The 20,373-nt window shown below is 67.2% G+C and carries 21 protein-coding genes; 14 read left to right on the forward strand and 7 right to left on the reverse strand.

Going from position 1 to position 20,373, the window contains the following annotated elements:
* Nucleotides 1-59 precede the first annotated feature (59 nt).
* Both C6Y53_RS14710 and C6Y53_RS14715 read right to left on the reverse strand, forming a co-directional pair.
* Nucleotides 60-923, reverse strand: coding sequence for a CobW family GTP-binding protein (locus C6Y53_RS14710; protein ID WP_106473114.1), 864 nt, complete (start codon nt 921-923; stop codon nt 60-62).
* Nucleotides 920-2,548, reverse strand: coding sequence for an amidohydrolase (locus C6Y53_RS14715; protein ID WP_106473115.1), 1,629 nt, complete (start codon nt 2,546-2,548; stop codon nt 920-922). The genes C6Y53_RS14710 and C6Y53_RS14715 overlap by 4 nt, the downstream gene beginning before the upstream one ends.
* 95 nt (nt 2,549-2,643) lie before the next feature.
* Here C6Y53_RS14715 and C6Y53_RS14720 point away from each other — a divergent pair, with 95 nt between their 5' ends.
* The 6 genes from C6Y53_RS14720 (at nt 2,644) to C6Y53_RS14745 (ending at nt 9,186) form a co-directional block, all read left to right on the forward strand.
* A complete protein-coding gene (locus tag C6Y53_RS14720; protein ID WP_106473116.1) occupies nt 2,644-3,570 on the forward strand; it encodes a LysR family transcriptional regulator in 927 nt (308 codons plus the stop codon).
* Nucleotides 3,571-3,672: 102 nt separating this feature from the next.
* Nucleotides 3,673-5,226, forward strand: coding sequence for an ABC transporter substrate-binding protein (locus tag C6Y53_RS14725; RefSeq protein WP_106473117.1), 1,554 nt, complete (start codon nt 3,673-3,675; stop codon nt 5,224-5,226).
* A 55-nt stretch (nt 5,227-5,281) separates the two neighbouring features.
* A complete protein-coding gene (locus C6Y53_RS14730) occupies nt 5,282-6,259 on the forward strand; it encodes an ABC transporter permease (protein WP_106473118.1) in 978 nt (325 codons plus the stop codon).
* A 97-nt stretch (nt 6,260-6,356) separates the two neighbouring features.
* Complete coding sequence (locus tag C6Y53_RS14735) at nt 6,357-7,232, forward strand: ABC transporter permease (RefSeq protein ID WP_106474129.1); 876 nt, start codon at nt 6,357-6,359, stop codon at nt 7,230-7,232.
* Complete coding sequence (locus C6Y53_RS14740) at nt 7,229-8,203, forward strand: ABC transporter ATP-binding protein (protein WP_106473119.1); 975 nt, start codon at nt 7,229-7,231, stop codon at nt 8,201-8,203. The genes C6Y53_RS14735 and C6Y53_RS14740 overlap by 4 nt, the downstream gene beginning before the upstream one ends.
* A complete protein-coding gene (locus tag C6Y53_RS14745) occupies nt 8,200-9,186 on the forward strand; it encodes an ABC transporter ATP-binding protein (RefSeq protein WP_106473120.1) in 987 nt (328 codons plus the stop codon). The genes C6Y53_RS14740 and C6Y53_RS14745 overlap by 4 nt, the downstream gene beginning before the upstream one ends.
* 15 nt (nt 9,187-9,201) lie before the next feature.
* Here the strand turns inward: C6Y53_RS14745 and hspQ are convergent, their stop codons facing one another.
* A complete protein-coding gene (gene hspQ, locus C6Y53_RS14750; RefSeq protein ID WP_106473121.1) occupies nt 9,202-9,528 on the reverse strand; it encodes a heat shock protein HspQ in 327 nt (108 codons plus the stop codon).
* Between the two features lie 177 nt (nt 9,529-9,705).
* On the opposite strand from hspQ, the gene C6Y53_RS14755 reads away from it, so the two are divergent.
* A complete protein-coding gene (locus C6Y53_RS14755) occupies nt 9,706-10,287 on the forward strand; it encodes a transglycosylase SLT domain-containing protein (protein WP_106473122.1) in 582 nt (193 codons plus the stop codon).
* A gap of 139 nt (nt 10,288-10,426) precedes the next feature.
* Here C6Y53_RS14755 and C6Y53_RS14760 read toward each other — a convergent pair whose 3' ends face one another.
* On the reverse strand, nt 10,427-11,023 hold the full coding sequence (locus tag C6Y53_RS14760; protein WP_106473123.1) for a LolA family protein: 597 nt from the start codon (nt 11,021-11,023) through the stop codon (nt 10,427-10,429).
* Between the two features lie 118 nt (nt 11,024-11,141).
* Between C6Y53_RS14760 and C6Y53_RS14765 the strand changes: the two genes are divergently transcribed.
* Together C6Y53_RS14765 and cobO are read left to right on the forward strand one after the other, a co-directional pair.
* A complete protein-coding gene (locus tag C6Y53_RS14765) occupies nt 11,142-12,080 on the forward strand; it encodes a DMT family transporter (RefSeq protein WP_106473124.1) in 939 nt (312 codons plus the stop codon).
* Between the two features lie 20 nt (nt 12,081-12,100).
* Complete coding sequence (cobO, locus tag C6Y53_RS14770; protein WP_106473125.1) at nt 12,101-12,700, forward strand: cob(I)yrinic acid a,c-diamide adenosyltransferase; 600 nt, start codon at nt 12,101-12,103, stop codon at nt 12,698-12,700.
* Nucleotides 12,701-12,793: 93 nt separating this feature from the next.
* Here cobO and C6Y53_RS14775 read toward each other — a convergent pair whose 3' ends face one another.
* The 3 genes from C6Y53_RS14775 to C6Y53_RS14785 form a co-directional block, all read right to left on the reverse strand.
* Nucleotides 12,794-14,350, reverse strand: a complete 1,557-nt coding sequence (locus C6Y53_RS14775; RefSeq protein ID WP_106473126.1) for an alkaline phosphatase D family protein — start codon at nt 14,348-14,350, stop codon at nt 12,794-12,796.
* Between the two features lie 160 nt (nt 14,351-14,510).
* A complete protein-coding gene (locus tag C6Y53_RS14780; RefSeq protein ID WP_106473127.1) occupies nt 14,511-16,013 on the reverse strand; it encodes a citrate lyase subunit alpha in 1,503 nt (500 codons plus the stop codon).
* 6 nt (nt 16,014-16,019) lie between these two features.
* On the reverse strand, nt 16,020-16,886 hold the full coding sequence (locus tag C6Y53_RS14785) for a branched-chain amino acid aminotransferase (protein ID WP_106473128.1): 867 nt from the start codon (nt 16,884-16,886) through the stop codon (nt 16,020-16,022).
* Between the two features lie 162 nt (nt 16,887-17,048).
* Here C6Y53_RS14785 and C6Y53_RS14790 point away from each other — a divergent pair, with 162 nt between their 5' ends.
* The 5 genes from C6Y53_RS14790 (at nt 17,049) to C6Y53_RS14810 (ending at nt 20,371) form a co-directional block, all read left to right on the forward strand.
* A complete protein-coding gene (locus C6Y53_RS14790; RefSeq protein ID WP_106473129.1) occupies nt 17,049-17,561 on the forward strand; it encodes a MarR family winged helix-turn-helix transcriptional regulator in 513 nt (170 codons plus the stop codon).
* Complete coding sequence (locus tag C6Y53_RS14795) at nt 17,558-18,259, forward strand: response regulator (protein WP_106473130.1); 702 nt, start codon at nt 17,558-17,560, stop codon at nt 18,257-18,259. Before C6Y53_RS14790 ends, C6Y53_RS14795 begins: the two co-directional genes overlap by 4 nt.
* A gap of 80 nt (nt 18,260-18,339) precedes the next feature.
* Complete coding sequence (locus tag C6Y53_RS14800) at nt 18,340-19,266, forward strand: histone deacetylase family protein (protein WP_106473131.1); 927 nt, start codon at nt 18,340-18,342, stop codon at nt 19,264-19,266.
* Nucleotides 19,263-19,505, forward strand: coding sequence for an exodeoxyribonuclease VII small subunit (locus C6Y53_RS14805; protein WP_106473132.1), 243 nt, complete (start codon nt 19,263-19,265; stop codon nt 19,503-19,505). Before C6Y53_RS14800 ends, C6Y53_RS14805 begins: the two co-directional genes overlap by 4 nt.
* Nucleotides 19,502-20,371 carry a polyprenyl synthetase family protein gene (locus tag C6Y53_RS14810; protein ID WP_211299399.1) on the forward strand — a complete coding sequence of 290 codons (870 nt, stop codon included), beginning with the start codon at nt 19,502-19,504 and terminating at the stop codon, nt 20,369-20,371. The genes C6Y53_RS14805 and C6Y53_RS14810 overlap by 4 nt, the downstream gene beginning before the upstream one ends.
* Nucleotides 20,372-20,373: the final 2 nt, after the last annotated feature.

The raw sequence follows: 20,373 nt of genomic DNA on the forward strand, positions 1-20,373 counted from the left end.
GGAGCGAGGGGCCAGCCCCTCGCGCTCCCCGGGATATTTCCGGCAAGAGGAAGGGGCGGTCAGCCCTGCCACCAGCGGTCGATTTCGGCGCGGGTCACGCGGTCCGCGAGGCCGAGGCCGACCAGCCGCGTGGTGTCCGCCGGGGCCGGGCGGATATCGACCTGATTGCCGACCACATGCAGTTCAAACCCGCCATCGGGGGCGCGCAGCAGCCCCTTGAGCCGGTAGAGCCCCGCCGGGCGCGTGGCCAGACGGTCGCGCAGGGCGTCGCGGGTCCAGGTTTCGCCGTCTTCGTGGTGCCAGTGCAGGTAGGCCGGGTGTGGCGGCAGCGCCGCCCGGCCCGGCAGCGGCGTCACGTCGGTGAGCAGCGGCAAGAGCGGCATCTCCGCGCCCAGGACCATCGGCGCCGTGCGCGCGAGCGCCCCGAGCCGGGCCATCAGCGCGGGGTCGGGGGTGTCGGATTTCGTGACCAGAACGAGGTCGGCCACGGCGATCTGGCCGCTGACCTGTCCGGCGATCAGGGTGTCGTCCAGCAGGGCGGGGGCATTGAGCGCGTCCACCAGTGTCAGGATGCCGGAATAGACCAGGTCCGGTTCGGCCACCGCGGCATTGGCGATGGCCGCCGGATCGGCGATGCCGCTGGCCTCGACCAGCAGGTGGTCGGGGCGCGGGCTGCGGTCGAGCGCATCGCCGAGCGCCATGAACAGATCGGCGCCCATGGTGCAGCAGACGCAGCCATTGGTCAGTTCGATCATGTCGTCCCGGGCGGTTGCCAGCAGGGCGGCGTCGATGTTGATGGCGCCGAAATCATTCACCAGCACCATCAGCCGCAGCCCGTGATCCCCGGCCAGGAGCCGGTTGATCAGCGTGGTCTTGCCGGCGCCCAGATAGCCGCCGATCACGGTGAGCGGCAGGCGGTTCATGCCAGGTTGATCTGCCCGCCATTGACCGTGCCCAGCACCGGCACGTCCCCGAGCGCCGCCGGATCGACTGCGGTCGGATCGTCGCCCAGTACCGCGAAATCGGCGATCTTGCCGGTTTCGATGCTGCCGATCTCGGCATCGAGCCCGAGCGTATAGGCCGCGCCCAGGGTGATCAGGCGCAGCGCCTCGGTCACGGTGATCCGCTGCGCGTCGCCCAGAACGCGGCCCGACATGGTCTGCCGGTTCACCGCGCACCAGGCGGTGAAGAGCGGACCCATCGGGGTGACGGGCGCGTCGGAATGGATCGCCACGTTCACGCCCAGGTCCAACGCCGAGCGCACCGCGTCCATCCGCGTGGCGCGGTCCTCGCCGATGGTCAGCGCCGCGTGCTGGTCGCCGAAATACCAGATGTGGTTGGAGAAGATGTTGGTGCAGACCCCCAGCTCGGCACAGCGGCGGAACTGGTCGGGGCCCATCATCTGGCAGTGTTGCAGCACATGGCGCGCGCCGGACCAGGGATGGGCCCGGGCCGCGGCAGCCAGTGCGTCCAGCGCGACCGAGGACGCCTCGTCGCCATTGACGTGGATATGCATCTGCACGCCATGTTCCTGCATCGCCGCGCAGAGATCGAAGATCAGCTCTGGCGGGGTGTTCCAGATGCCGTTGGGCTGGCCGCCGACATAGCCGGGCCACTTGACCCGCGCGGTCCAGCCCTGGATCGATCCGTCGGTCATCAGCTTGACCGCGCCCAGGCGCAGCTTGTCGGTGCTCCGGGCCTTCATCGCCAGCGCGCGCCGGGCGATGTCCTCGGGCCGTGCGCCGACGGCCCCCAGCGCCGGAACGATGCGCAAGTGGAAATCCGGCGCGCCGGTGATGGCCAGCAGCCGGTCCAGGTCGCTGTCCTCCATCGCCGAAAACAGGTCGGTCACGGTGGTCACGCCGGCCAGTCGGCAGACATCGGCATAGGCGCGCACCGCGGTGTCCGAGAGGCCGAGCGCCCGGAAATCGGCGCCGACGCGGCGCATCACCGGGAACATCGCGGCCATCTCCTGCAACTCGCCCGTGGGGTTGCCCGCATCGTCCTTGACCACGCCGACCGCGTTGGTTTCGCGGCTGTAGCCCGCCATCTCCAGGGCCCTGGAATTGGCGCACATCAGGTGGAAGTTCGAATAGATGATCGCCACCGGCCGGTCGTCGGCGATCCGGTCGAGATGATGGCGGTTCAGGCGTTCGGTGGGCAGGAAGATCGGGTCGAAGCCCCAGCCGATCAGCGGCTCGCCCTCGGGCAGGGTGTCGGCCTGCGCGCGTAGCCGCGCCACCACCGCGTCGATATCCGTCATGCCCTCGTGCAGCTTGCCCTGCGGGTCGATCCGGTCGTGATACCCGGCATAGGCGAACTGCCACATCGCGCCCGCCATCATATGGGCGTGGCCCTCGATGAAACCGGGCATCAGCACGGCGTCCTTCAGCGTGGCGTCGTGATCGACCGGCCCCCAGGCATCCGCGCAATCCGCGCCGCCGACGGCAAGGATACGGCCGTCGCGGACGGCGACATGGGTTGCCTCCGGGCGGCTGGGGTCCATGGTGATGATCTTGCGGGCTTCGAACACGGTTGTGTGGGGCATCGGTGGTTCTCCTTCGGGTCCAGCCGTAGCGCAGGCTTGAACCTTGAGAAAATGGATTTACTGTCGGGGAAAGACTGAAAAAATGTGGGAACGGGGTGAAGTTCACGCTGAAACAGCTGCGCTATTTCGATGCCGCACGGCGGGGCGGGTCGATCGCGCGCGCTGCCGAGGACATGAACATCTCGCAAAGCTCGATCACGGCGGCGATCGACCTGATCGAACAGACCGTTGGCTGCGACCTGTTCCGGCGCATCCCGGCCAAGGGGATCGTGCCGACCCAGGCCGGTGAACTGGTGGGCGAACGCATCGCCGGGTTCCTCGAACAGGCGCGGCTGTTCGAATCCGACCTGATGTCGCTGGCCGGTGAACCCGCCGGCACGCTGCGGATGGCGTGCTATGCGCCCACCGCGCCCTATGTGCTGCCGCCGCTGCTGAAACGGATCGCCGAGAGCTATCCCGACATACGCATCGAGTTGCTGGAAGGCGACATGCATTCCATCGACGATCTGATCCAGTCGGGCGTGGTGGATGTCGCGCTGACCTATCACGTCAGGCTGGCGGCGAACCAGAAATTCCAGCCGCTGTTCAAGGCCCGGCCCTGGGCGCTGCTGCCGGACAATTCTCCGCTTGCGCGCCAGAAGAGCGTCACCATCCGGGACCTGGCGCCGCTGCCGATGATCGCGCTCGACCTGCCGGGAACCCAGGGCTATTTCCATGGCCTGTTTACGGTGCACGGTCTGACCCCCAACATCGTCCATTCGACCAAGTCCAGCTCGGTGCTGCGCGGGTTGGTGGCGGCACGGTTCGGATATTCGATCCTCAATATCTGCGGGCCGATCGACCGGTCGGGAGGCTCGGGTTTCGTCGCGATGCCGATCGCGGGCGATGTGGACGCGCCCGAGTTCGGCGTGGTCTTTGCCGCGGCGTTGCAGACATCCGCCGTGGTGCAGGCGGTGATCGATATCAGCACCGGGCTCTGGAACGATGGCGAGCTCAATCACCTGCTGCTCTTGCCCGATTAACGCAAAAAATGCGGGATGCCCTTACAGAAAACGCTGTTTTCTGGTGGATTGTGCGCAGGTAGCCTTTGAGATGCCAACAGATACAACGACAGGGAGAGACCCATGAACAGGATAACGGGCCTGATGGGGGCTGCCGCGCTGGCGCTGAGCGCGTTCTCGGCACCGGTCCATGCAGAGGGCGGCACGCTGGTCATCGCATCGAACCAGGTGCCGCGGCATCTCAACGGCGCGGTCCAGTCGGGCATCGCCACCGCTGTGCCGTCGACGCAGATCTTTGCCTCGCCGCTGCGCTATGACGAGAACTGGGAGCCGCAGCCCTACCTGGCCGAAAGCTGGGAGGTGAGCGAGGACGGGTTGTCGGTCACGCTGAACCTGGTTCAGAACGCCACCTTCCACGACGGGCAGCCGGTCACGTCCGAGGATGTGGCGTTCTCGATCATGACCACCAAGGAAAACCACCCGTTCAAGACGATGTTCGCCCCGGTCGAGGCCATCGAGACCCCGGATGACCATACCGCCGTGATCCGGCTCAGCCAGCCGCACCCGGCCCTGTTGCTGGCGCTGTCGCCGGCGCTGGCGCCGGTGCTGCCCAAGCATGTCTATGGCGACGGGCAGGATCCGAAATCGCACCCGGCCAACTCGGCGCCGGTCGGATCGGGGCCGTTCATGCTGGAGGAGTTCACCCCCGGCGAGGCGGTGGTGATGAAGAAGAACCCGAATTTCTTCATCGAGGGCCGGCCAAAACTGGACGAGATCATCATCCGCATCATCAAGGATTCCTCGGCGATGCTGATCGCGATGGAAAACGGCGAGGCCGACATCTATCCGTTCATGGCGGGCAGCCAGGAGATCAAGCGCCTCGAAAAGGCCGATCATCTCGAGATCACCAGCGAAGGCTATGCGGCGGTCGGCCCGATCAACTGGCTGGCCTTCAACACCGCGTCCGACAAGCTCAAGGACGTGCGGGTGCGCCAGGCCATCGCCTATGCGGTGGACCGCGATTTCATCACCAAGGCGCTGCATCGCGGGGTGTCGTCGCCACAGCGTGGCCCGATCATCGAAAGCTCGCCGTTCTTCGACGACACCATTCCGGCCTATGACGTGGACCTGGACAAGGCCAATGCGCTGATGGCCGAGGCCGGGTTCGGTGACGGCATGGACCTGACCATCGACTATATTCCCGGCCCCAAGGAACAGCAGCAGTCGGTGGCCGAATACATGAAATCGCAGCTCAAGAAGATCGGCATCGACGTGACCGTGCGCGCAGCGCCCGATTTCCCGACCTGGGCCGGGCGGATCAGCAGCTATGATTTCGAACTGACCATGGACGTGGTGTTCAACTGGGGCGACCCGGTGATCGGCGTTCACCGGAGCTACCTGTGTTCGAACATCCGCGAGGGCGTGATCTGGTCGAACACCCAGCAATATTGCAACGAGAAGGTGGACGAGCTTCTCGCCGCGGCGGCGATCGAAAGCGACGCGGAGAAGCGCAAGGCGATGTATGCCGAGTTCCAGCAGATCGTGGCCGCCGACCTGCCGATCTACTGGATCAACGCCACGCCCTATCACACCGCCTATGACAAGCGGCTGCAGAATCCCCCGAAAGGCATCTGGGGGACCATGCATCCGATGGACAGGGTGAGCTGGTCGGAATGACCGGCAGCCCCAGCCAGGGGGCGCGGGCCACGGCCCGCCCCCGCCAGGGACCGAGATGAACGCATCCTACCTGACCCGGCGACTGTTCTACGGCCTGCTTCTGATGCTGGGCGTGGTGGTGCTGAATTTCCTGCTGATCCGGCTCGCCCCCGGCGACCCGGCGGTGGTGATCGCCGGCGAGATGGGCGGCGCCACCGAGGAGATGCTGGAAAGCATCCGCGAGGATTACGGGCTGAACAAGCCGCTGCTGACCCAGTTGATGATCTATGTCGGCAACGTGATGCGGTTCGATCTCGGCGAGAGTTTCTTTTTCAACCAGCCGGTCACATCGCTGATCGCGCAGCGGATCGGGCCGACCATCCTGCTGGTGATCTCGGCGCAGATCCTGTCGATCCTGCTGGGCGTGTTCCTGGGTGTGATCGCAGCGCGCAAGCCGAACGGGGCGATGTCGGCCTTCGTGTCGGTCTTTGCCACCATCGGCTACGCGGTGCCCGTGTTCTGGACCGGGATCATGCTGATCATCCTGTTCGCCTCGGTGCTGCCGGTGTTCCCGGTCGAGGGGATGCAGTCGGTGAAGCTGCGCGATGCCGGGATCCTGGTGCAGGCGGTGGACGTGCTGCATCACCTGGTGCTGCCCGCCTTTACGCTGGCGATCATCTACCTGGCCCAGTATGCGCGGCTGAGCCGGGCCTCGATGCTCGAGGTGCTGGGCTCGGACTATATCCGCACCGCCCGGGCCAAGGGGGCCAGCGAACGGTCGGTCCTGTTCCGGCACGCGCTGCGCAACGCGGCATTGCCGATCCTGACCGTGGCGGGGTTGCAGTTCGGCAACCTGATCTCGGGCGCGCTGCTGGTGGAAACGGTGTTCAACTGGCCGGGCATGGGGCGGCTGGCCTTCGATTCGATCCTGCGGCGGGATTACCCGACGATCATGGGGGTGCTGTTCTTTGCCTCGTTCATGGTCGTGGTGGCGAACATCCTGACCGATCTGAGCTATCGGCTGGCCGATCCGCGGCTGCGGGGAAAATCGTGACCGCGCGTCCCGCAGGGCAGGGGGCCAGCCCCCTCTTGGCCCGGTCCGGGCCAATTCACCCCCGGGATATTTCCGGCAAGAGGAAGGAGGCGCGGTGGTGAGCGACAATTCGGTGACCGAATACACGGCCGAAAGCCCGGCGCGCGAGGCCTGGCGCATGTTCCGCCGCAACATTCCCGCGCTGGCCGGCGTGGCGATGCTGGCGGTGATCGTCGGGGCGACCCTGTGGGGGACGTTTTTCTATGGCGGCGACCCGTTCGAGATCGTCTGGGCGCCACATGAGGCGCCGGGCGTGGAGCCGGCCTTTCCGATGGGCACCGATTACCTGGGCCGCGATATCGTGGCCGGGATGCTGACGGGGGGTGGCCCGACGCTGGCGGTGGGGCTGGCGGCGGCCGCGATCACCATGGTGATCGGCATTTCGCTGGGGGCGCTGGCGGGGTATTATGGCGGCTGGGTCGACAACCTGCTGATGCGGGTCACCGAGTTTTTTCAGGTCTTGCCGGCGCTGCTGTTCGCGATGGTCCTGGTGACGCTGTTTTCGCCGTCGCTGCTGACCATTGCCATGGCGATCGGGGTGGTGAGCTGGCCGCAGACCGCGCGCCTGACGCGGGCCGAGTTCCTGAAGATCAAGGAACTGGAATATGTCACCGCCGCCCGCGCCATCGGCGCCCGCAACAAGCGGATCATCTGGACGGTGATCCTGCCCAATGCCGCGCCGCCGCTGATCGTGTCGGCGACGCTGACCATCGGCGTCGCGATCCTGTTCGAGGCCGGGCTGTCCTTTCTGGGGCTGGGCGATCCGAACGTGATGAGCTGGGGGCTGATGATCGGGGCCAACCGCGACTATATCCTCGACGCCTGGTGGCCGGTGACGTTTCCCGGCCTGGCCATTTTCTTTACCGTCTTCGCCGTGTCGCTGATCGGGGACGGCCTGAACGATGCCTTCAACCCGAAGCTGAGGGAACGATGAGCCGTCTGCTGGAAATCGAGGATCTGCGCGTGACCTTCGGCACGCGCCATGGCGAGGTCACCGCGCTCGATTCGGTGTCGCTGCATGTCGAGGCGGGCGAAACGCTGGGCGTGGTGGGCGAATCCGGGTGCGGCAAGTCGATCACGGCCCTGTCGGTGATGGGGCTGATCCCGTCCCCGCCGGGCAGGATCGCGGCCGGGTCGATCCGGCTCGATGGCGAGGACCTTGTGGGCGCGTCCCCGGCACGGCTGCGCGCCCTGCGCGGCGCCGAGGTGGCGATGATCTTCCAGGAGCCGATGACCTCGCTCAACCCGGTGTTCACGGTTGGCGACCAGATTGCCGAGGCGATCATGCTGCACCAGGACGTGGGGCCGGATGCCGCCTTTCGCGATGCGGTGTCGTTGCTGGACCGGGTCGGGATCCCCAGTCCCGACCAACGGGCAAAGGACTATCCGCACCAGTTGTCAGGCGGGATGCGCCAGCGGGTGATGATCGCGATGGCGGTCAGCTGCCGGCCCAAGGTGCTGATCGCGGACGAGCCGACCACCGCGCTCGATGTCACCGTGCAGGCGCAGATCTTTGACCTGCTGAACGAGATCCAGCGCGATTTCGGGGCCGCGATCATCCTGATCACCCATGACATGGGCGCGATCAGCGAAATGGCCGACCGGGTGGCGGTCATGTATGCGGGCCGCGTGATCGAGGAATCCGCCGCCGACGATGTGCTGGATTACCCGCAGCACCCCTATGCGCGAGGGCTGATCGACTGTATCCCGGCGCTGGGGCGGGCCGATCACGCGTTGAAGGAAATCCCCGGCGTGGTGCCGCCGCTGCACCTGCTGGGCCGGGGCTGTGCCTTTGCCGACCGCTGCGAATTTCGCACCCCGCGCTGCGATACCGAGAAACCGCTTCTGGGCGGGCATGGTCATCATCCGGTCGCCTGTCACGGGGTCGAGGAGGGCCGGATATGACCGCGTTGTTGGACGTGCGCGATCTGGTGGTGCGGTTCGCGCTGCCCAAGACATCGTTCTTCGGCGAACGCCCGCACCTCGAGGCGGTGCGCAAGGTATCCTTCACGCTGCAGGAAGGCCGCGCGCTGGGCATCGTGGGCGAAAGCGGCTCGGGCAAGACCACCACCGCGATGGCGGCGATCCGGCTGACGACCGCCGCTGGCGGGCAGGTGCTGTTCGATGGCGAGGACCTGCTGACGCTCGGCGACGAGGCGATGCGCCGGCGCCGCCGCGACGTGCAGCTGATCTTCCAGGATCCCTATTCATCGCTCAACCCGCGCGCCCGCGTGGTCGATATCGTGCGCGAGCCGATGGACCTGATGGACATCGGCACGCCGCGCGAAAGGCTCGAAAAGGTGCGCGAGCTGTTCGCGCTGGTGGGGCTTCGGCCGGACCAGCTCAACCTGTTCCCGCACCAGTTCTCCGGCGGGCAGCGGCAGCGGATCTCGATCGCGCGCGCCCTGACGACCAATCCCCGGCTGCTGGTCTGTGACGAACCGGTCAGCGCGCTGGACGTGGCGATCCAGGCCCAGATCCTGAACCTGCTGGCGCGGCTGAAGGAGGACCTGAAACTGTCCTACCTGTTCATCTCGCACGATCTGGGCGTGGTGCGGCATGTCTGCGACGATGTGGCGGTGATGTATCTGGGGCGCATCGTGGAAAGCGCGCCGCGCGATGCGCTGTTCGATGCGCCGCAACACCCCTATACGCAGGCGCTGCTGTCGGCCGCGCCGTCGCTGTCGCGGCGCAAGTCGAAGGGCTATGTGCGGCCGCTCAAGATCTCGGGCGATCTGCCCAGCCCGATCAACCCGCCGCCCGGCTGCGCCTTTGCCGATCGCTGCCCGCGCGCGCAGGCGGTCTGCCGTGAACAACTGCCCGAACTGTTGCCGCATGACGGCCAGGGGCAGGTGGCGTGCCACTTTGCCGGCTCGGCCGATATCTGAGGCCGCGCGACCGCCTCAGTTCATCTGCACATCCAAGGGATAGCTGCCGTCCTCATAGGGGCCGAACAGGTCGGGGATCGACGGATGCCCCACCGGCCCGCCGGTTGCATCCGGCAGCAGGTTCTGTTCCGAAACATAGGCGACGTAATAGGATTCGTCGTTTTCGGCCAGCAGGTGGTAAAACGGCTGCTCGCGCCGGGGGCGGATGTCCTCGGGGATCGCTTCGTACCAGTCCTCGGTGTTCGCGAATTCCGGGTCGACATCGAAAATCACCCCGCGAAACGGGTAGACCCGGTGCCGCACCACCTGGCCGAGATGAAATTTCGCAGCGCTTTTCAGCATGGGCTCCGCTTGTCATCTGCCGCCCCATCGGGGCCAGAGCCCGGACATAGGCATTTGCCGCCGCGGGCGCAAGCAACGGAACCGGGGGAAATACCGCGAATGTGATTCCATCCGCGTCCCATTTGGGCTAATGTTCCCGAAAAAAGGCATGAGGCGCCAAAAAAAGGCAAGAGGCGGATGAGCAGAACGCTTTGCGCGATGATCCTGACGCTGATTCTGGCGTCCTGCGGTGGCGGCCACAAGGCGCCTCCGCGCAATCTCAACGATGCTTGCAGCATAGCCAAGCAGCGGCCCGAATACATGAAGGCGTTCCGGAAAGCGGAACGCAAATGGGGCGTGCCGGTGCCGGTGCAGATGGCGACCATCTACCAGGAAAGCAAGTTCCGGGGCGATGCGCGCACACCCTTCAACTATGTGCTGGGCGTGATCCCGATGGGCCGGCAGAGCAGCGCCTACGGGTATTCCCAGGCGCTGGACGGCACCTGGGAAGAGTATCGGCATGAAACCCGCCGTCGCGGCGCGCGGCGCGACCGGATTCGCGATGCCACCGACTTCATGGGCTGGTACATGAACAAGAGCCGCGAAAAGAACGGCATCGCGCTCAATGACGCGCGCAATCAGTATCTCGCCTATCACGAAGGTCACCTGGGCTATTCCCGCCGCTCCTACCGGAACAAGAGCTGGCTGATGCGGGTGGCCGACGATGTCGAGGACCGCGCCCAGGTCTACAGCGCCCAGCTGTCCGCCTGCCGCCGCTAGCCGGGTCCGGGGCTTCCGGGCCATGCCGGCGGGGCGCGCGGTCACCGCGGCCCGGCCTTCCTCTTGCCGGAAATATCCCGGGGGTGAATTGGCCCGGAACGGGCCAAGAGGGGGCTGGCCCCCTGCACCGCCCGGAAACCTAGCGGTTCGGTCGCCCGCCGCCGCCCTGGGTCGAGAACAGCGAGGCCCCGAGCTTCATGCCGGTCGCCATCTTGCCCAGCACCACGGTGGTGCGGGCGCCGCTGCTATCCTGGATCGTCCAGCGGTCCAGGCGCACCGGGTTGGCGGCGAATTTCAGGTCGATGAAGCCGTAGTCGGGGTTCTCCGGGTCCTGCGCCCGCACCACCGTATGGGTGCCGTCATGGCCGTAGCCGACCACCATCCCGGCGCGGCCCAGATCGACCCTGCGCGCCAGGATCACCGACAGCGGCGTCCGCTTGAGCGGGTAGGTCTCGGGCGGCTGGTTCGATTTCGGGTCATGCACCAGCACCGCGTTGCCGCCGGCGATGACGACCGCGCTGTTGGGCGGATCGTATTCGAACCGCATCCGGCCCGGCCGGTGGATCCACAGGGTGCCGGTCGACCGCGATCCGTCATCGTTATACTGCACGAAATTCGCCTGCGCGGTCGTCAGCCCGTTGAGATAGGTCGAAATGGCCGACAGCGGCAGCTTGTCGGCGGCGAAGGCGGGCGCCGCGACGAGAAGCGCGACGATGAGGGCGGCAAATCGTTTCATGCCACCCTAGATAAGGGTTCGGGCTGCAAAGGAAAGCCCGCTCACCGCCTGGCCACGCGATCGTGTGCGCCGGTTTCCGCCCATTGCACTTCCCGGCCCGACCGATCAGGGTCGCGCCATGTCGCAGCAGCTCACCTCGCACCGTCCGGGCCTTGCCATCGGGCTGAAGATCATCGCGATCTTTCTCTTCACGGTGATGTCGGCGCTGGTCAAATCGACCTCGGACACGGTGCCGGCCAGCGAGGCGGTGTTCTTCCGCTCGTTCTTTGCGATCCCGGTGATCCTGGTGTGGCTCGCGCTGCGGGGCGACCTGCCCGGCGGCCTGCGGGCGCGCAACCCGATGCTGCATGTGACGCGGGGGGTGATCGGAACCACCGCGATGGGACTGACCTTTGCCGGGCTGGGGATGCTGCCGCTGCCCGAGGTGACCGCGATCGGCTATGCCACGCCGATCTTCACCCTGATCCTCGCCGCGCTGATGCTGGGCGAACGGATCCGGATGGTGCGCATATCGGCGGTGGCGCTGGGCCTGCTGGGCGTTCTGATCATGCTCTGGCCGCGGCTGGGCGGCGGCGCGGACATGCGTGATACGGCGACGCTGGGCGCGCTCTGTATCCTGGCGGCCACGATCATCCGGGCGCTGGTGCAGATCCATATCCGCCGCATGGTGCAGAGCGAAAACACGGCCGCCATCGTGTTCTGGTTCTCGGCCACCGCCAGCGTCCTGTCGCTGATGACCGCGCCGTTCGGTTGGGTGTGGCCCGACCCGGAAACCGCGGCGCTGCTGGTCGCCGCGGGCCTGGTCGGCGGCGGGGCGCAGATACTGGTCACGGCATCCTACCGGTTCGGTCCGGCGTCGATGCTGGCCCCCTGCGACTACAGTTCGATGCTGTTCGCGATCATGATCGGCTGGGCCTGGTTCGGCGAGTTGCCCACCTGGGCGATGCTGGTGGGGGCCACGCTCGTGATCGCGGGCAATATCGTGGTGATCTGGCGCGAACGCGCGCTCGGGCTCGAACGCGCCCGTGCCCGCGCGGTAAGCGACCCGAAAAGCTGAGCAACGAAAGGAAATCACCCATGACCGATACGGATGATCACAAGGCGAAGATGCAGAAACTGCAGGAAAAACACCGCGCCCGCGTTGCCGGGGCAAGCGATCCGGGCCGCGGGCTGGTGCTGGTGCATACCGGCGAGGGCAAGGGCAAGTCGTCCTCGGCCTTCGGCGTGGTCATCCGGGCGCTGGGCTGGAAAAAGACGGTCGGCGTGGTGCAGTTCATCAAGGGCAGCTGGATCACCGGCGAGCGGCAGTTCTTCCAGCGTCACGGCGGTGTCGACTGGCACACGATGGGCGAGGGGTTCACCTGGGACACGCAGGATCGCGACCGCGATATCGCCGCCGCCAACGCCGCCTTTGACAAGGCCCGCGCCATGATGGAAAGCGGCGACTACGACCTGATCGTGCTCGACGAGATCAACATCGCGCTGCGCTATGACTACCTGTCGGCGGACCAGGTCCTGGACGGGCTGAAGGCGCGGTCGGACCGCACCGGGGTGATCCTGACCGGCCGCGACGCCCCCGACGCGATCTGCGCCTATGCCGATCTGGTGACCGAGATGACCGAGGTGAAACACCCCTTCAAGGCGGGTATCAAAGCCCAGCGCGGGGTGGATTTCTGACCGGCGAACCCGCGGGCGGCGCATGGCGGGGCCGAGATCCTCGACCCCGCCGGGCTGGCCACGCGATGCGACCAGACTGTTTCGCGACAGGGCTCAGAGCGCCGCGATATCCGGGTCGAGCGTGGTCTTCCACAGTTCCATGTTGCCCCGGTCCATCAGCCGCACGGTCATCTGCCGGGTGGTGCCGTCGATATCGACCAGTCCAAAGAACTGCAGCCCCATCGAGGGCGGCAGGTTCACACCCTGCTCTTCGGTCGGGGCCTTCACGAACCTGACCTCGGGGCCAAAGGTGCCGTCGAGCCGGTTCGGCCCGAAAGTGCCCGCATGCAGCGGCCCCGAAACGAATTCCCAGAACGGGTCGAAATCCTGGAACTGCGCCTTGTTCGGGTCATAGTAATGGGCGGCCGTGTAGTGCACGTCGGCGGTGAACCACACGGTGTTCCTGATCCGCGCCGTCTTGACGAACCGCAGCAGGTCGGCGATTTCCAGTTCCCGGCCCAGCGGCGCGCCGCCATCGCCGTTTGCCACGCCCTCGATCCGGTCGCCATCGGGCACCACCAGCCCCACCGGCATGTCCGAGGCGATCACCTTCCAGGTCGCGGTCGAACCGGCCAGTTCACGCTTGAGCCAGGCCAGCTGCCGTGCCCCCAGGATCTGGCTCTCGGCGGTGATTTCGTCCTGCATCGAGGCGCCGTTGGGGCCGCGATAGCTGCGCAGATCGAGAAAGAACACGTCCAGCATCGGGCCATAGGCGATCTTGCGATAGACGCGGCCCGGTTCGCTCGGGGTATAGCTGATCGGGGTCATTTCATGGAACGCGCGGGCGGCATGGGCGGCCAGCACATGCACCGATTTCTCCGTATAGCGGTCGTCGGCGGTCAGGTCCTTGGCGGCCGACCAGTTGTTGACCACCTCGTGGTCGTCCCACTGGAAGAAGGTCGGACACAGCGCGTTCAGCGCGCGCACATGTTCGTCCATCATGTTATATTTCCACTGGCCGCGAAACTCGTCGAGGCTCTCGGCGACCTTGCGTTTCTCGTCGATCAGCACCGCGTTCTTCCAGATCACCGCGCCGTCCTTTTCGACCTCGTCCTGCATCGGGCCGTCGGCATAGATGGTATCGCCCGAGTGGATGAAGAAATCGGGCTGGTGCAGGGCCATGGTGGCATAGGTGCGCATGCCGTCGTCGTCGATGCCCCAGCCCTGACCGGCGGTGTCGCCGGACCAGGCAAAGCGAACATTCCGGCGCGCGGCGGGCGCGGTACGGAACCGTCCGACAACCGGGTCGCTGACGGCGTTGGTATCGGTGAGGTCTGTGGCGGTGAAACGATAGAAGATGTCCTGATCGCTGGGCAGGCCGGTCACCAGCCGTTTCACGGCCAGGTCGCTGGCCGGCAACGTATCCATCGGCGCCAGCGCGACCGCGTCGGCAAAGCTCTCGGTGGTGGAGACCTCCATCGCGACGCGGGCGGGGCGATCGGTCCGGGTCCAGATCATGCCCGACTGCGCGGTCACGTCACCGGATTGAACGCCGTGGCTGAAAACGGGGCGCTGGGCGGCGCGGCTGATCGCCGGCATGGCGAGCCCGGCGGCAAAGGCGGTGCCGCCGGCCAGGATGGCGCGGCGCGAAGGGCGGAGGATCTTGGTCATCGGATGGTCCTGCTGGCTGTCCCGCTGGCGGGAATTGAGTGTACCAAAACAGGAAACCGCGCCTTCGTGACGGCGACGAAACGACAGGCTGACATTTTGGTGACAGATGCGCGCAGGCGCGGATACGGGCGCGGGTTCAGGCCCGGATTCAGACCCGGATTCAGGCCCGGATCACGTCGATCACCGACCCGTCACGATATTCGCAGACAGCGACGACCGGGCGGTCGCCGGTCCTATGTTTGCCGACGCGCGTGCCATCGCGCGCGCGGCGCGCCAGATCGTCGATGGCGACCAGAGACAGCCCCGCGTGCCGGGCGCGGTCGGCAAGCTCCGGGCGCGACGGGTGAATGGCGATACCCGCCTCGGTGACCACCGCGCCGATGGTGGCGCCGGGGGTGGTGCGGCAGGTGAGGCGGTCCACGACCTTGGCAAAGCCGCCCGCCGCAAGCGTGGTGGTGACGATGGGCAATGTTGCCCCCGCGGCGGTGTCCGCATGTCCGCCCGAGCCGCCGATGATCCGCCCGTCACCGGCGCAGGTGACGTTGACGTTGAACGCCCGGTCGATTTCGGCCGCGCCGAGGATCATCACGTCGAGCCTGTTGCAGATCGCATCGGCCCGCGCGGGCGACGCATAGTGCGCCGCCGACATCGCCAGGTGGCCGGCATCCGCGGCATAGGACGCCACCGCCTCGAGATCGAAGGCCTGCACGTCCCAAAGCCGGTTGAACAGCCCGTCGCGGAACATGGCCACCAGCGGGCCGGTGATGCCGCCGGCGGCGAAATCGCCGGTGATGCCGCGGGCGGTCATCCCGGGGGCGAGGGCGCGTGCCACTGCCAGCGAGGTCGCGCCGGCCCCGGTTTGAAAACTGAACCCATCGCGCAGCAGGCCCGACGCGGCGATCAGGCGCGCGGTCAGCTCCGCGATCGCCCGGCCCGGTGCCGATGGCGGGCGACCGGTCGTGCCCGAGGCGATCTGCGCGGCGGCGCCGATGCTGTCGACGGACACGATCATGTCCACCCGTGTCGCCGGGATGCAGATGCGCGGCAGGTCGGTCGCGCTGTGATCGGTCACGGCAATGACATGGCGGGCATGGGCGGCATCGACCATCGCGTAGCCCAGCGGCCCGCAGGCGTTAGGCCCGGCGGCGCCGCTCAGGTTGCCCGTCGCATCGACCGCCGGGGCGGCGACAAAGGCGGCGTCGATGCCCAGCCGCCCGCTTTCGATGGCATCGGCCCGCCCGCCATGGGTCTGCAGCACCGCCGGGCGCGCCAGGTCTCCCGCCCGGATCGCGTCGGCCAGCGGGCCGGTCACATAGGCGGTGGTGATCCCGGTCACGGTGCCGTCGCGCAGAAAGGGGATCAGCGCGGCATGGCAGGGAAACAGGGACGAGGGCGCAATATGCAGGTCGCGCAGCCCCGCCGCGCGGCAGGCGACAAGAACCTGGCGCATCACGTCATCGCCGTTGCGCAGGTGGTGATGAAAGGAAATCGTGGCGCCGTCGCGCAGCCCGGCCGCGGCGATGGCATCGCGCAGGCCGTTCACGCCGCTCAGGCGGCGCGGGACAACCGGGGCACGGGGCGGGCGCGGCGGAACAGGCGCAGCCGCCACGCCGAAAGGGCGGACCGGACCGTAGCCGTCAATGGCATCGGGCAGGTCCGCCAAGCGGGATTATTCCCGCACCAGTTTTTCGTAGGCCGCGGCAATCTCGCGGGTCAGGTCGCCGACGACGAAGGTGTGATCGCCGATCTGCCCGACCGGGGTCACCTCGGCGGCGGTGCCGGTCAGCCAGCACTGTTCGAACGCTTCCAGTTCCTCGGGCATGATATGGCGTTCATGCACCTTGATCTGGCGGTCCCTGAGCAGCCCGATCACGGTCCGCCGGGTGATGCCGTCGAGGAAGCAATCGGGTTTTGGCGTGTGCACCTCGCCGTCCTTGACAAAGAAGATGTTGGCGCCGGTCGCCTCGGCGACGTAGCCCCGGTAATCCATGAACAGCGCGTCCGAACAGCCCTTGGCCTCGGCGGCGTGCTTGGACATGGTGCAGATCATGTAGAGCCCGGCGGCCTTGGCATGGACCGGGATGGTTTCCGGGCTGGGGCGTTTCCACTTGGCGATGTCGAGCCTGGCGCCCTGCATCTTGGCGTCGCCGTAATAGGCGCCCCACGGCCACACGGCGATCGCCATGCGCACCGGGTTGCGCGACGAGGCGACACCCATGTCCTCGCCCGACCCGCGCCAGGCCACCGCGCGGACATAGGCATCCTCGAGCCCCGAGGCGGCGAGCGTTTCGGCCTTGGCGGCCTCGATCTCGTCCACGGACCAGGGCAGCGGCATGTCGAGCTGCGTGGCCGAGGCGATCAGCCGTTCGGAATGTTCGCGGCTCTTGAAGATCTTGCCGCCATAGGCGCGTTCGCCTTCGAAGACGGAACTGGCATAATGCATGGCATGGGTCAGGATATGCACGTTGGCGTCCCGCCATTCGATAAGCTTGCCGTCCAACCAGATCTTGCCGTCGCGGTCGTCATATCCCGACATGTTTGCTTCACCCCTGTCATGCGGTTGTCTGATATTGCGCGAACCACGCCCCGATCGGACATAAAGTTGCGCCAAACTCGTGATTCGATACGCCTTCCCTCTTGGAATGTCAACAAGGCTGACATATGCTGCGGCGAGGACAGGTATCGGGGAAGGGGTGTCATGGCGGACGGGCAGGGTGGCAAGGCGCATAGCGGCGAAAGCCTGCTGTTTCTCACCGATGAACAGCTGCGGCAGGGCATCGAGGCGATGTTCTTTGCCTATCGCGGATTTACCGCCGATCCCGACCGCATCCTGGCCGGCATGGCCTATGGCCGGGCCCATCACCGGGCGATCCATTTCATCAACCGGGTGCCGGGAACCACGGTCAACAACCTGCTGTCGATCCTCGGGGTGACCAAGCAGTCGCTGAACCGGGTTCTGCGGACGCTGATCGCCGACGGGCTGGTGGAAAGCCGCGTCGGCACCCAGGACAAGCGGGAACGCCATCTCTACCTGACTGACGCCGGCGAGACGCTGGAGGCGCGGCTGTCCGATGCCCAGCGGACCCGGATGCGCGCCGCCTATCGCAGCGCCGGCCCCGAGGCGGTGGCCGGGTTTCGCCGGGTGCTCGAGGCGATGATGGATGCGGATATGCGCCGGGCCTATGGCCGGCTCCGGGATGGCGCGTCATGAGCGGGCTCGACGCGCATCTGCTGATCGTGGACGATGATGAACGCATCCGCGAACTGCTGAAGAAATTCCTGATCCGCAACGGTTTCCTGGTCACGGCGGCCCGCGACGCGGCCCATGCGCGGCGGGTCCTGTCGGGGCTGGACTTCGACCTGATCGTGATGGACGTGATGATGCCGGGCGAAGACGGGGTCAGCCTGACCCGCAGCCTGCGCGAAACCATGCCCACGCCGATCCTGCTGCTGACCGCGCGCGGCGAAACCGAGCATCGTATCGCCGGTCTGGAGGCAGGGGCGGACGATTACCTGCCCAAGCCGTTCGAGCCGAAGGAGTTGCTGCTGCGGATCAACGCGATTCTGCGGCGGATGCCGGATACGCCGACCGAACAGGTGGTGCCGCAGGTCCTGCATCTCGGTCCGATCCGCTATGACATGGAACGCGGCGAGTTGTGGCAGGGCGAGGACCCGGTGCGGCTGACCGCGACCGAGATCCAGCTGATGCGGATATTCTCGGCCCATCCCGGCGAGCCGGTCAGCCGGACCCGCCTGGTCGAGGAACTGGGCCGCGATCGCGGACAGGCGCAGGAACGGGCGGTCGATGTGCAGATCACCCGGTTGCGGCGCAAGATCGAGCCGGACCCGAAACAGCCGCGTTATCTGCAGACGGTGCGGGGCGAAGGCTACATGTTGGCCCCGGACTGACAGGCTGCGGCGGGGGGTGCCGCTGCGCGGCGTTTTTGTGCCTCCGGCGGGGATATTTCGGGCAAGCGGAAGGGAGACGAATGGGAACGGCGCTGATCACCCACGAGGCCTGTCTGGGTCATGTGACGCCCGAGGGGCATCCCGAGCAGGTGGCGCGGCTGGAGCATGTGCTGGCCGCGCTGGAGCCGCTGGAGCTGTTGCGGCGCGCGGCGGTGCCGGCCAGCGAGGACGACATCCTGCTGGTGCATCCGGCCGCATATCTCGCCAGGTTGCGCGCGGCGGCGCCGGAGGCGGGGTATCACCGCATCGACGGCGATACCTGGTTGTCGCCGGGAACGGTTGCGGCCGCCTGTCGCGCGGCCGGCTCGGCGGTGCAGGCGGTGGACATGGTTCTGGCCGGCGAGGCGGGCAACGTGTTCTGCGCCGTCCGCCCGCCCGGGCACCACGCCGAACGGCAGACGGCGATGGGGTTCTGCCTGTTCGGCAACGCGGCGATCGCGGCGAGACATGCGCTGGAGCGGCACGGCCTGTCCCGGGTCGCGGTGGTGGATTTCGACGTGCATCACGGCAACGGGACCCAGGACCTGCTGTGGGACGAACCGCGTGCGCTGGTGATCACCTCGCAGCAATGGCCGCTCTGGCCCGGCAGCGGCGCCGCGTCGGAACGCGGCGGCCATGACAATGTGCTGAACCTGCCGCTGGAGCCGCATTCCGGCGGGGCGGAGATGCGGGCTGCGTGGGGCGACCTGGCGCTGCCGCGCCTGCGCGACTTTGCCCCCGAACTGATCGTGATATCCGCCGGATTCGATGCCCATGCGGATGATCCGCTGGCGGAACTCAACTGGCGGACCGACGATTTCCGCTGGGTGACCCGGCAGATCTGCGCGGTTGCGGCCGAATGCTGCAGCGGCCGCGTGGTCTCGACTCTGGAAGGCGGCTATGATCTGAACGCGCTGGCGCGGGCGACGCGCGCGCATGTCGAAGAACTGATGAGGGCCGCGGGATGACGGATAGACCGGTCGAAGAGATGAGCTTCGAGGAAGCGATGAAGGACCTTGAGGCGGTGGTTGACCAACTGGAACGCGGCGACGTGGCGCTGGATGCCTCGATCGCGCTCTATGAACGCGGCGCGGCGCTGAAGGCGCGCTGCGAGGATGAGCTCAAGCGCGCCGAGGAAAAGGTGGCCGCGATCACGCTGGATGCCAACGGCGTTCCGGCCGGGACGAAGCCGGTCGAGGGGCTTTGAGCTTTCCGCAGGCGCTGGGCGCGGCGGCGGCCCGGATCGCGGCGCATCTGGAGGCCGTCCTGGCAGGCCTCGACGACGTTGCGGTGAGCCGCGCGATGGCGCATGCGCTGGTGGGCGGCAAGGCTTTGCGCGGCTACCTGGTGCTGGAAGGCGCGCGGTTGCACGGGATCAGCGAGGCCCGCGCAATGTGGCCTGCCGCCGCGATCGAGGCGGTGCATGCCTATTCGCTGGTCCATGACGATCTGCCGTGCATGGATGACGACGATCTGCGCCGGGGCCGGCCCACGGTGCATGTGCGGTGGGACGAGGCCACGGCAGTGCTGGCGGGCGATGCGCTGCAGGCGCTCGGGTTCGAACTGGCGGCGCATCCCGATGCCGGGCCCGCCCATGTGCGCGCCGATCTGGCGCTGACGCTGGCGCGGGCGGCCGGGGCGCGCGGCATGGTGCTGGGGCAGGCGCTCGACATCGCCGCCGAGAGCGCCGAGGCGCCGCTGGGCCTGGCCGAGATCACCGCGTTGCAGGCGGGCAAGACCGGGGCGCTGATCGAATGGGCCGCCTGTGCGGGGGCGGTGCTGGCGCAGGCCGACCCGGCGCCGCTGCGGGCCTATGCCCGTGCGCTGGGGCTGGCGTTTCAGATCGCCGATGACATTCTCGATGTCGAAGGCGACGCGGCGAAGGCCGGCAAGCGGCTGCAGAAGGACGCACGGGCGGGCAAGGCCACCTTCGTGTCGCTGCTGGGGCTGGAGCCGGCGCGGGCCCGCGCGGCGGAGCTGGCCGAAGTGGCCTGTGCCGCGCTCGAGTGCTATGGCGCCGGGGCGGAAAGCTTGCGCGAGGCGGCCCGCTTCGTTATCTCGCGCGACAGCTAGCA

The sequence above is a fragment of the Pukyongiella litopenaei genome (genome assembly GCF_003008555.2).
GTDB classification, from domain to species: domain Bacteria; phylum Pseudomonadota; class Alphaproteobacteria; order Rhodobacterales; family Rhodobacteraceae; genus Pukyongiella; species Pukyongiella litopenaei.

Excerpts from the sequence above, each read along its gene's own strand:
- C6Y53_RS14730 (WP_106473118.1), top strand. The coding sequence starts at position 5,282 with ATGAACGCATCCTACCTGACCCGGCGACTGTTCTACGGCCTGCTTCTG.
- C6Y53_RS14710 (WP_106473114.1), bottom strand. The coding sequence starts at position 923 with ATGAACCGCCTGCCGCTCACCGTGATCGGCGGCTATCTGGGCGCCGGC.
- C6Y53_RS14805 (WP_106473132.1), top strand. The coding sequence starts at position 19,263 with ATGACGGATAGACCGGTCGAAGAGATGAGCTTCGAGGAAGCGATGAAG.
- C6Y53_RS14740 (WP_106473119.1), top strand. The coding sequence starts at position 7,229 with ATGAGCCGTCTGCTGGAAATCGAGGATCTGCGCGTGACCTTCGGCACG.
- C6Y53_RS14765 (WP_106473124.1), top strand. The coding sequence starts at position 11,142 with ATGTCGCAGCAGCTCACCTCGCACCGTCCGGGCCTTGCCATCGGGCTG.
- C6Y53_RS14790 (WP_106473129.1), top strand. The coding sequence starts at position 17,049 with ATGGCGGACGGGCAGGGTGGCAAGGCGCATAGCGGCGAAAGCCTGCTG.
- hspQ (WP_106473121.1), bottom strand. The coding sequence starts at position 9,528 with ATGCTGAAAAGCGCTGCGAAATTTCATCTCGGCCAGGTGGTGCGGCAC.
- C6Y53_RS14775 (WP_106473126.1), bottom strand. The coding sequence starts at position 14,350 with ATGACCAAGATCCTCCGCCCTTCGCGCCGCGCCATCCTGGCCGGCGGC.
- C6Y53_RS14800 (WP_106473131.1), top strand. The coding sequence starts at position 18,340 with ATGGGAACGGCGCTGATCACCCACGAGGCCTGTCTGGGTCATGTGACG.
- C6Y53_RS14745 (WP_106473120.1), top strand. The coding sequence starts at position 8,200 with ATGACCGCGTTGTTGGACGTGCGCGATCTGGTGGTGCGGTTCGCGCTG.
- C6Y53_RS14795 (WP_106473130.1), top strand. The coding sequence starts at position 17,558 with ATGAGCGGGCTCGACGCGCATCTGCTGATCGTGGACGATGATGAACGC.
- C6Y53_RS14755 (WP_106473122.1), top strand. The coding sequence starts at position 9,706 with ATGAGCAGAACGCTTTGCGCGATGATCCTGACGCTGATTCTGGCGTCC.
- C6Y53_RS14785 (WP_106473128.1), bottom strand. The coding sequence starts at position 16,886 with ATGTCGGGATATGACGACCGCGACGGCAAGATCTGGTTGGACGGCAAG.
- C6Y53_RS14715 (WP_106473115.1), bottom strand. The coding sequence starts at position 2,548 with ATGCCCCACACAACCGTGTTCGAAGCCCGCAAGATCATCACCATGGAC.
- C6Y53_RS14760 (WP_106473123.1), bottom strand. The coding sequence starts at position 11,023 with ATGAAACGATTTGCCGCCCTCATCGTCGCGCTTCTCGTCGCGGCGCCC.
- cobO (WP_106473125.1), top strand. The coding sequence starts at position 12,101 with ATGACCGATACGGATGATCACAAGGCGAAGATGCAGAAACTGCAGGAA.
- C6Y53_RS14725 (WP_106473117.1), top strand. The coding sequence starts at position 3,673 with ATGAACAGGATAACGGGCCTGATGGGGGCTGCCGCGCTGGCGCTGAGC.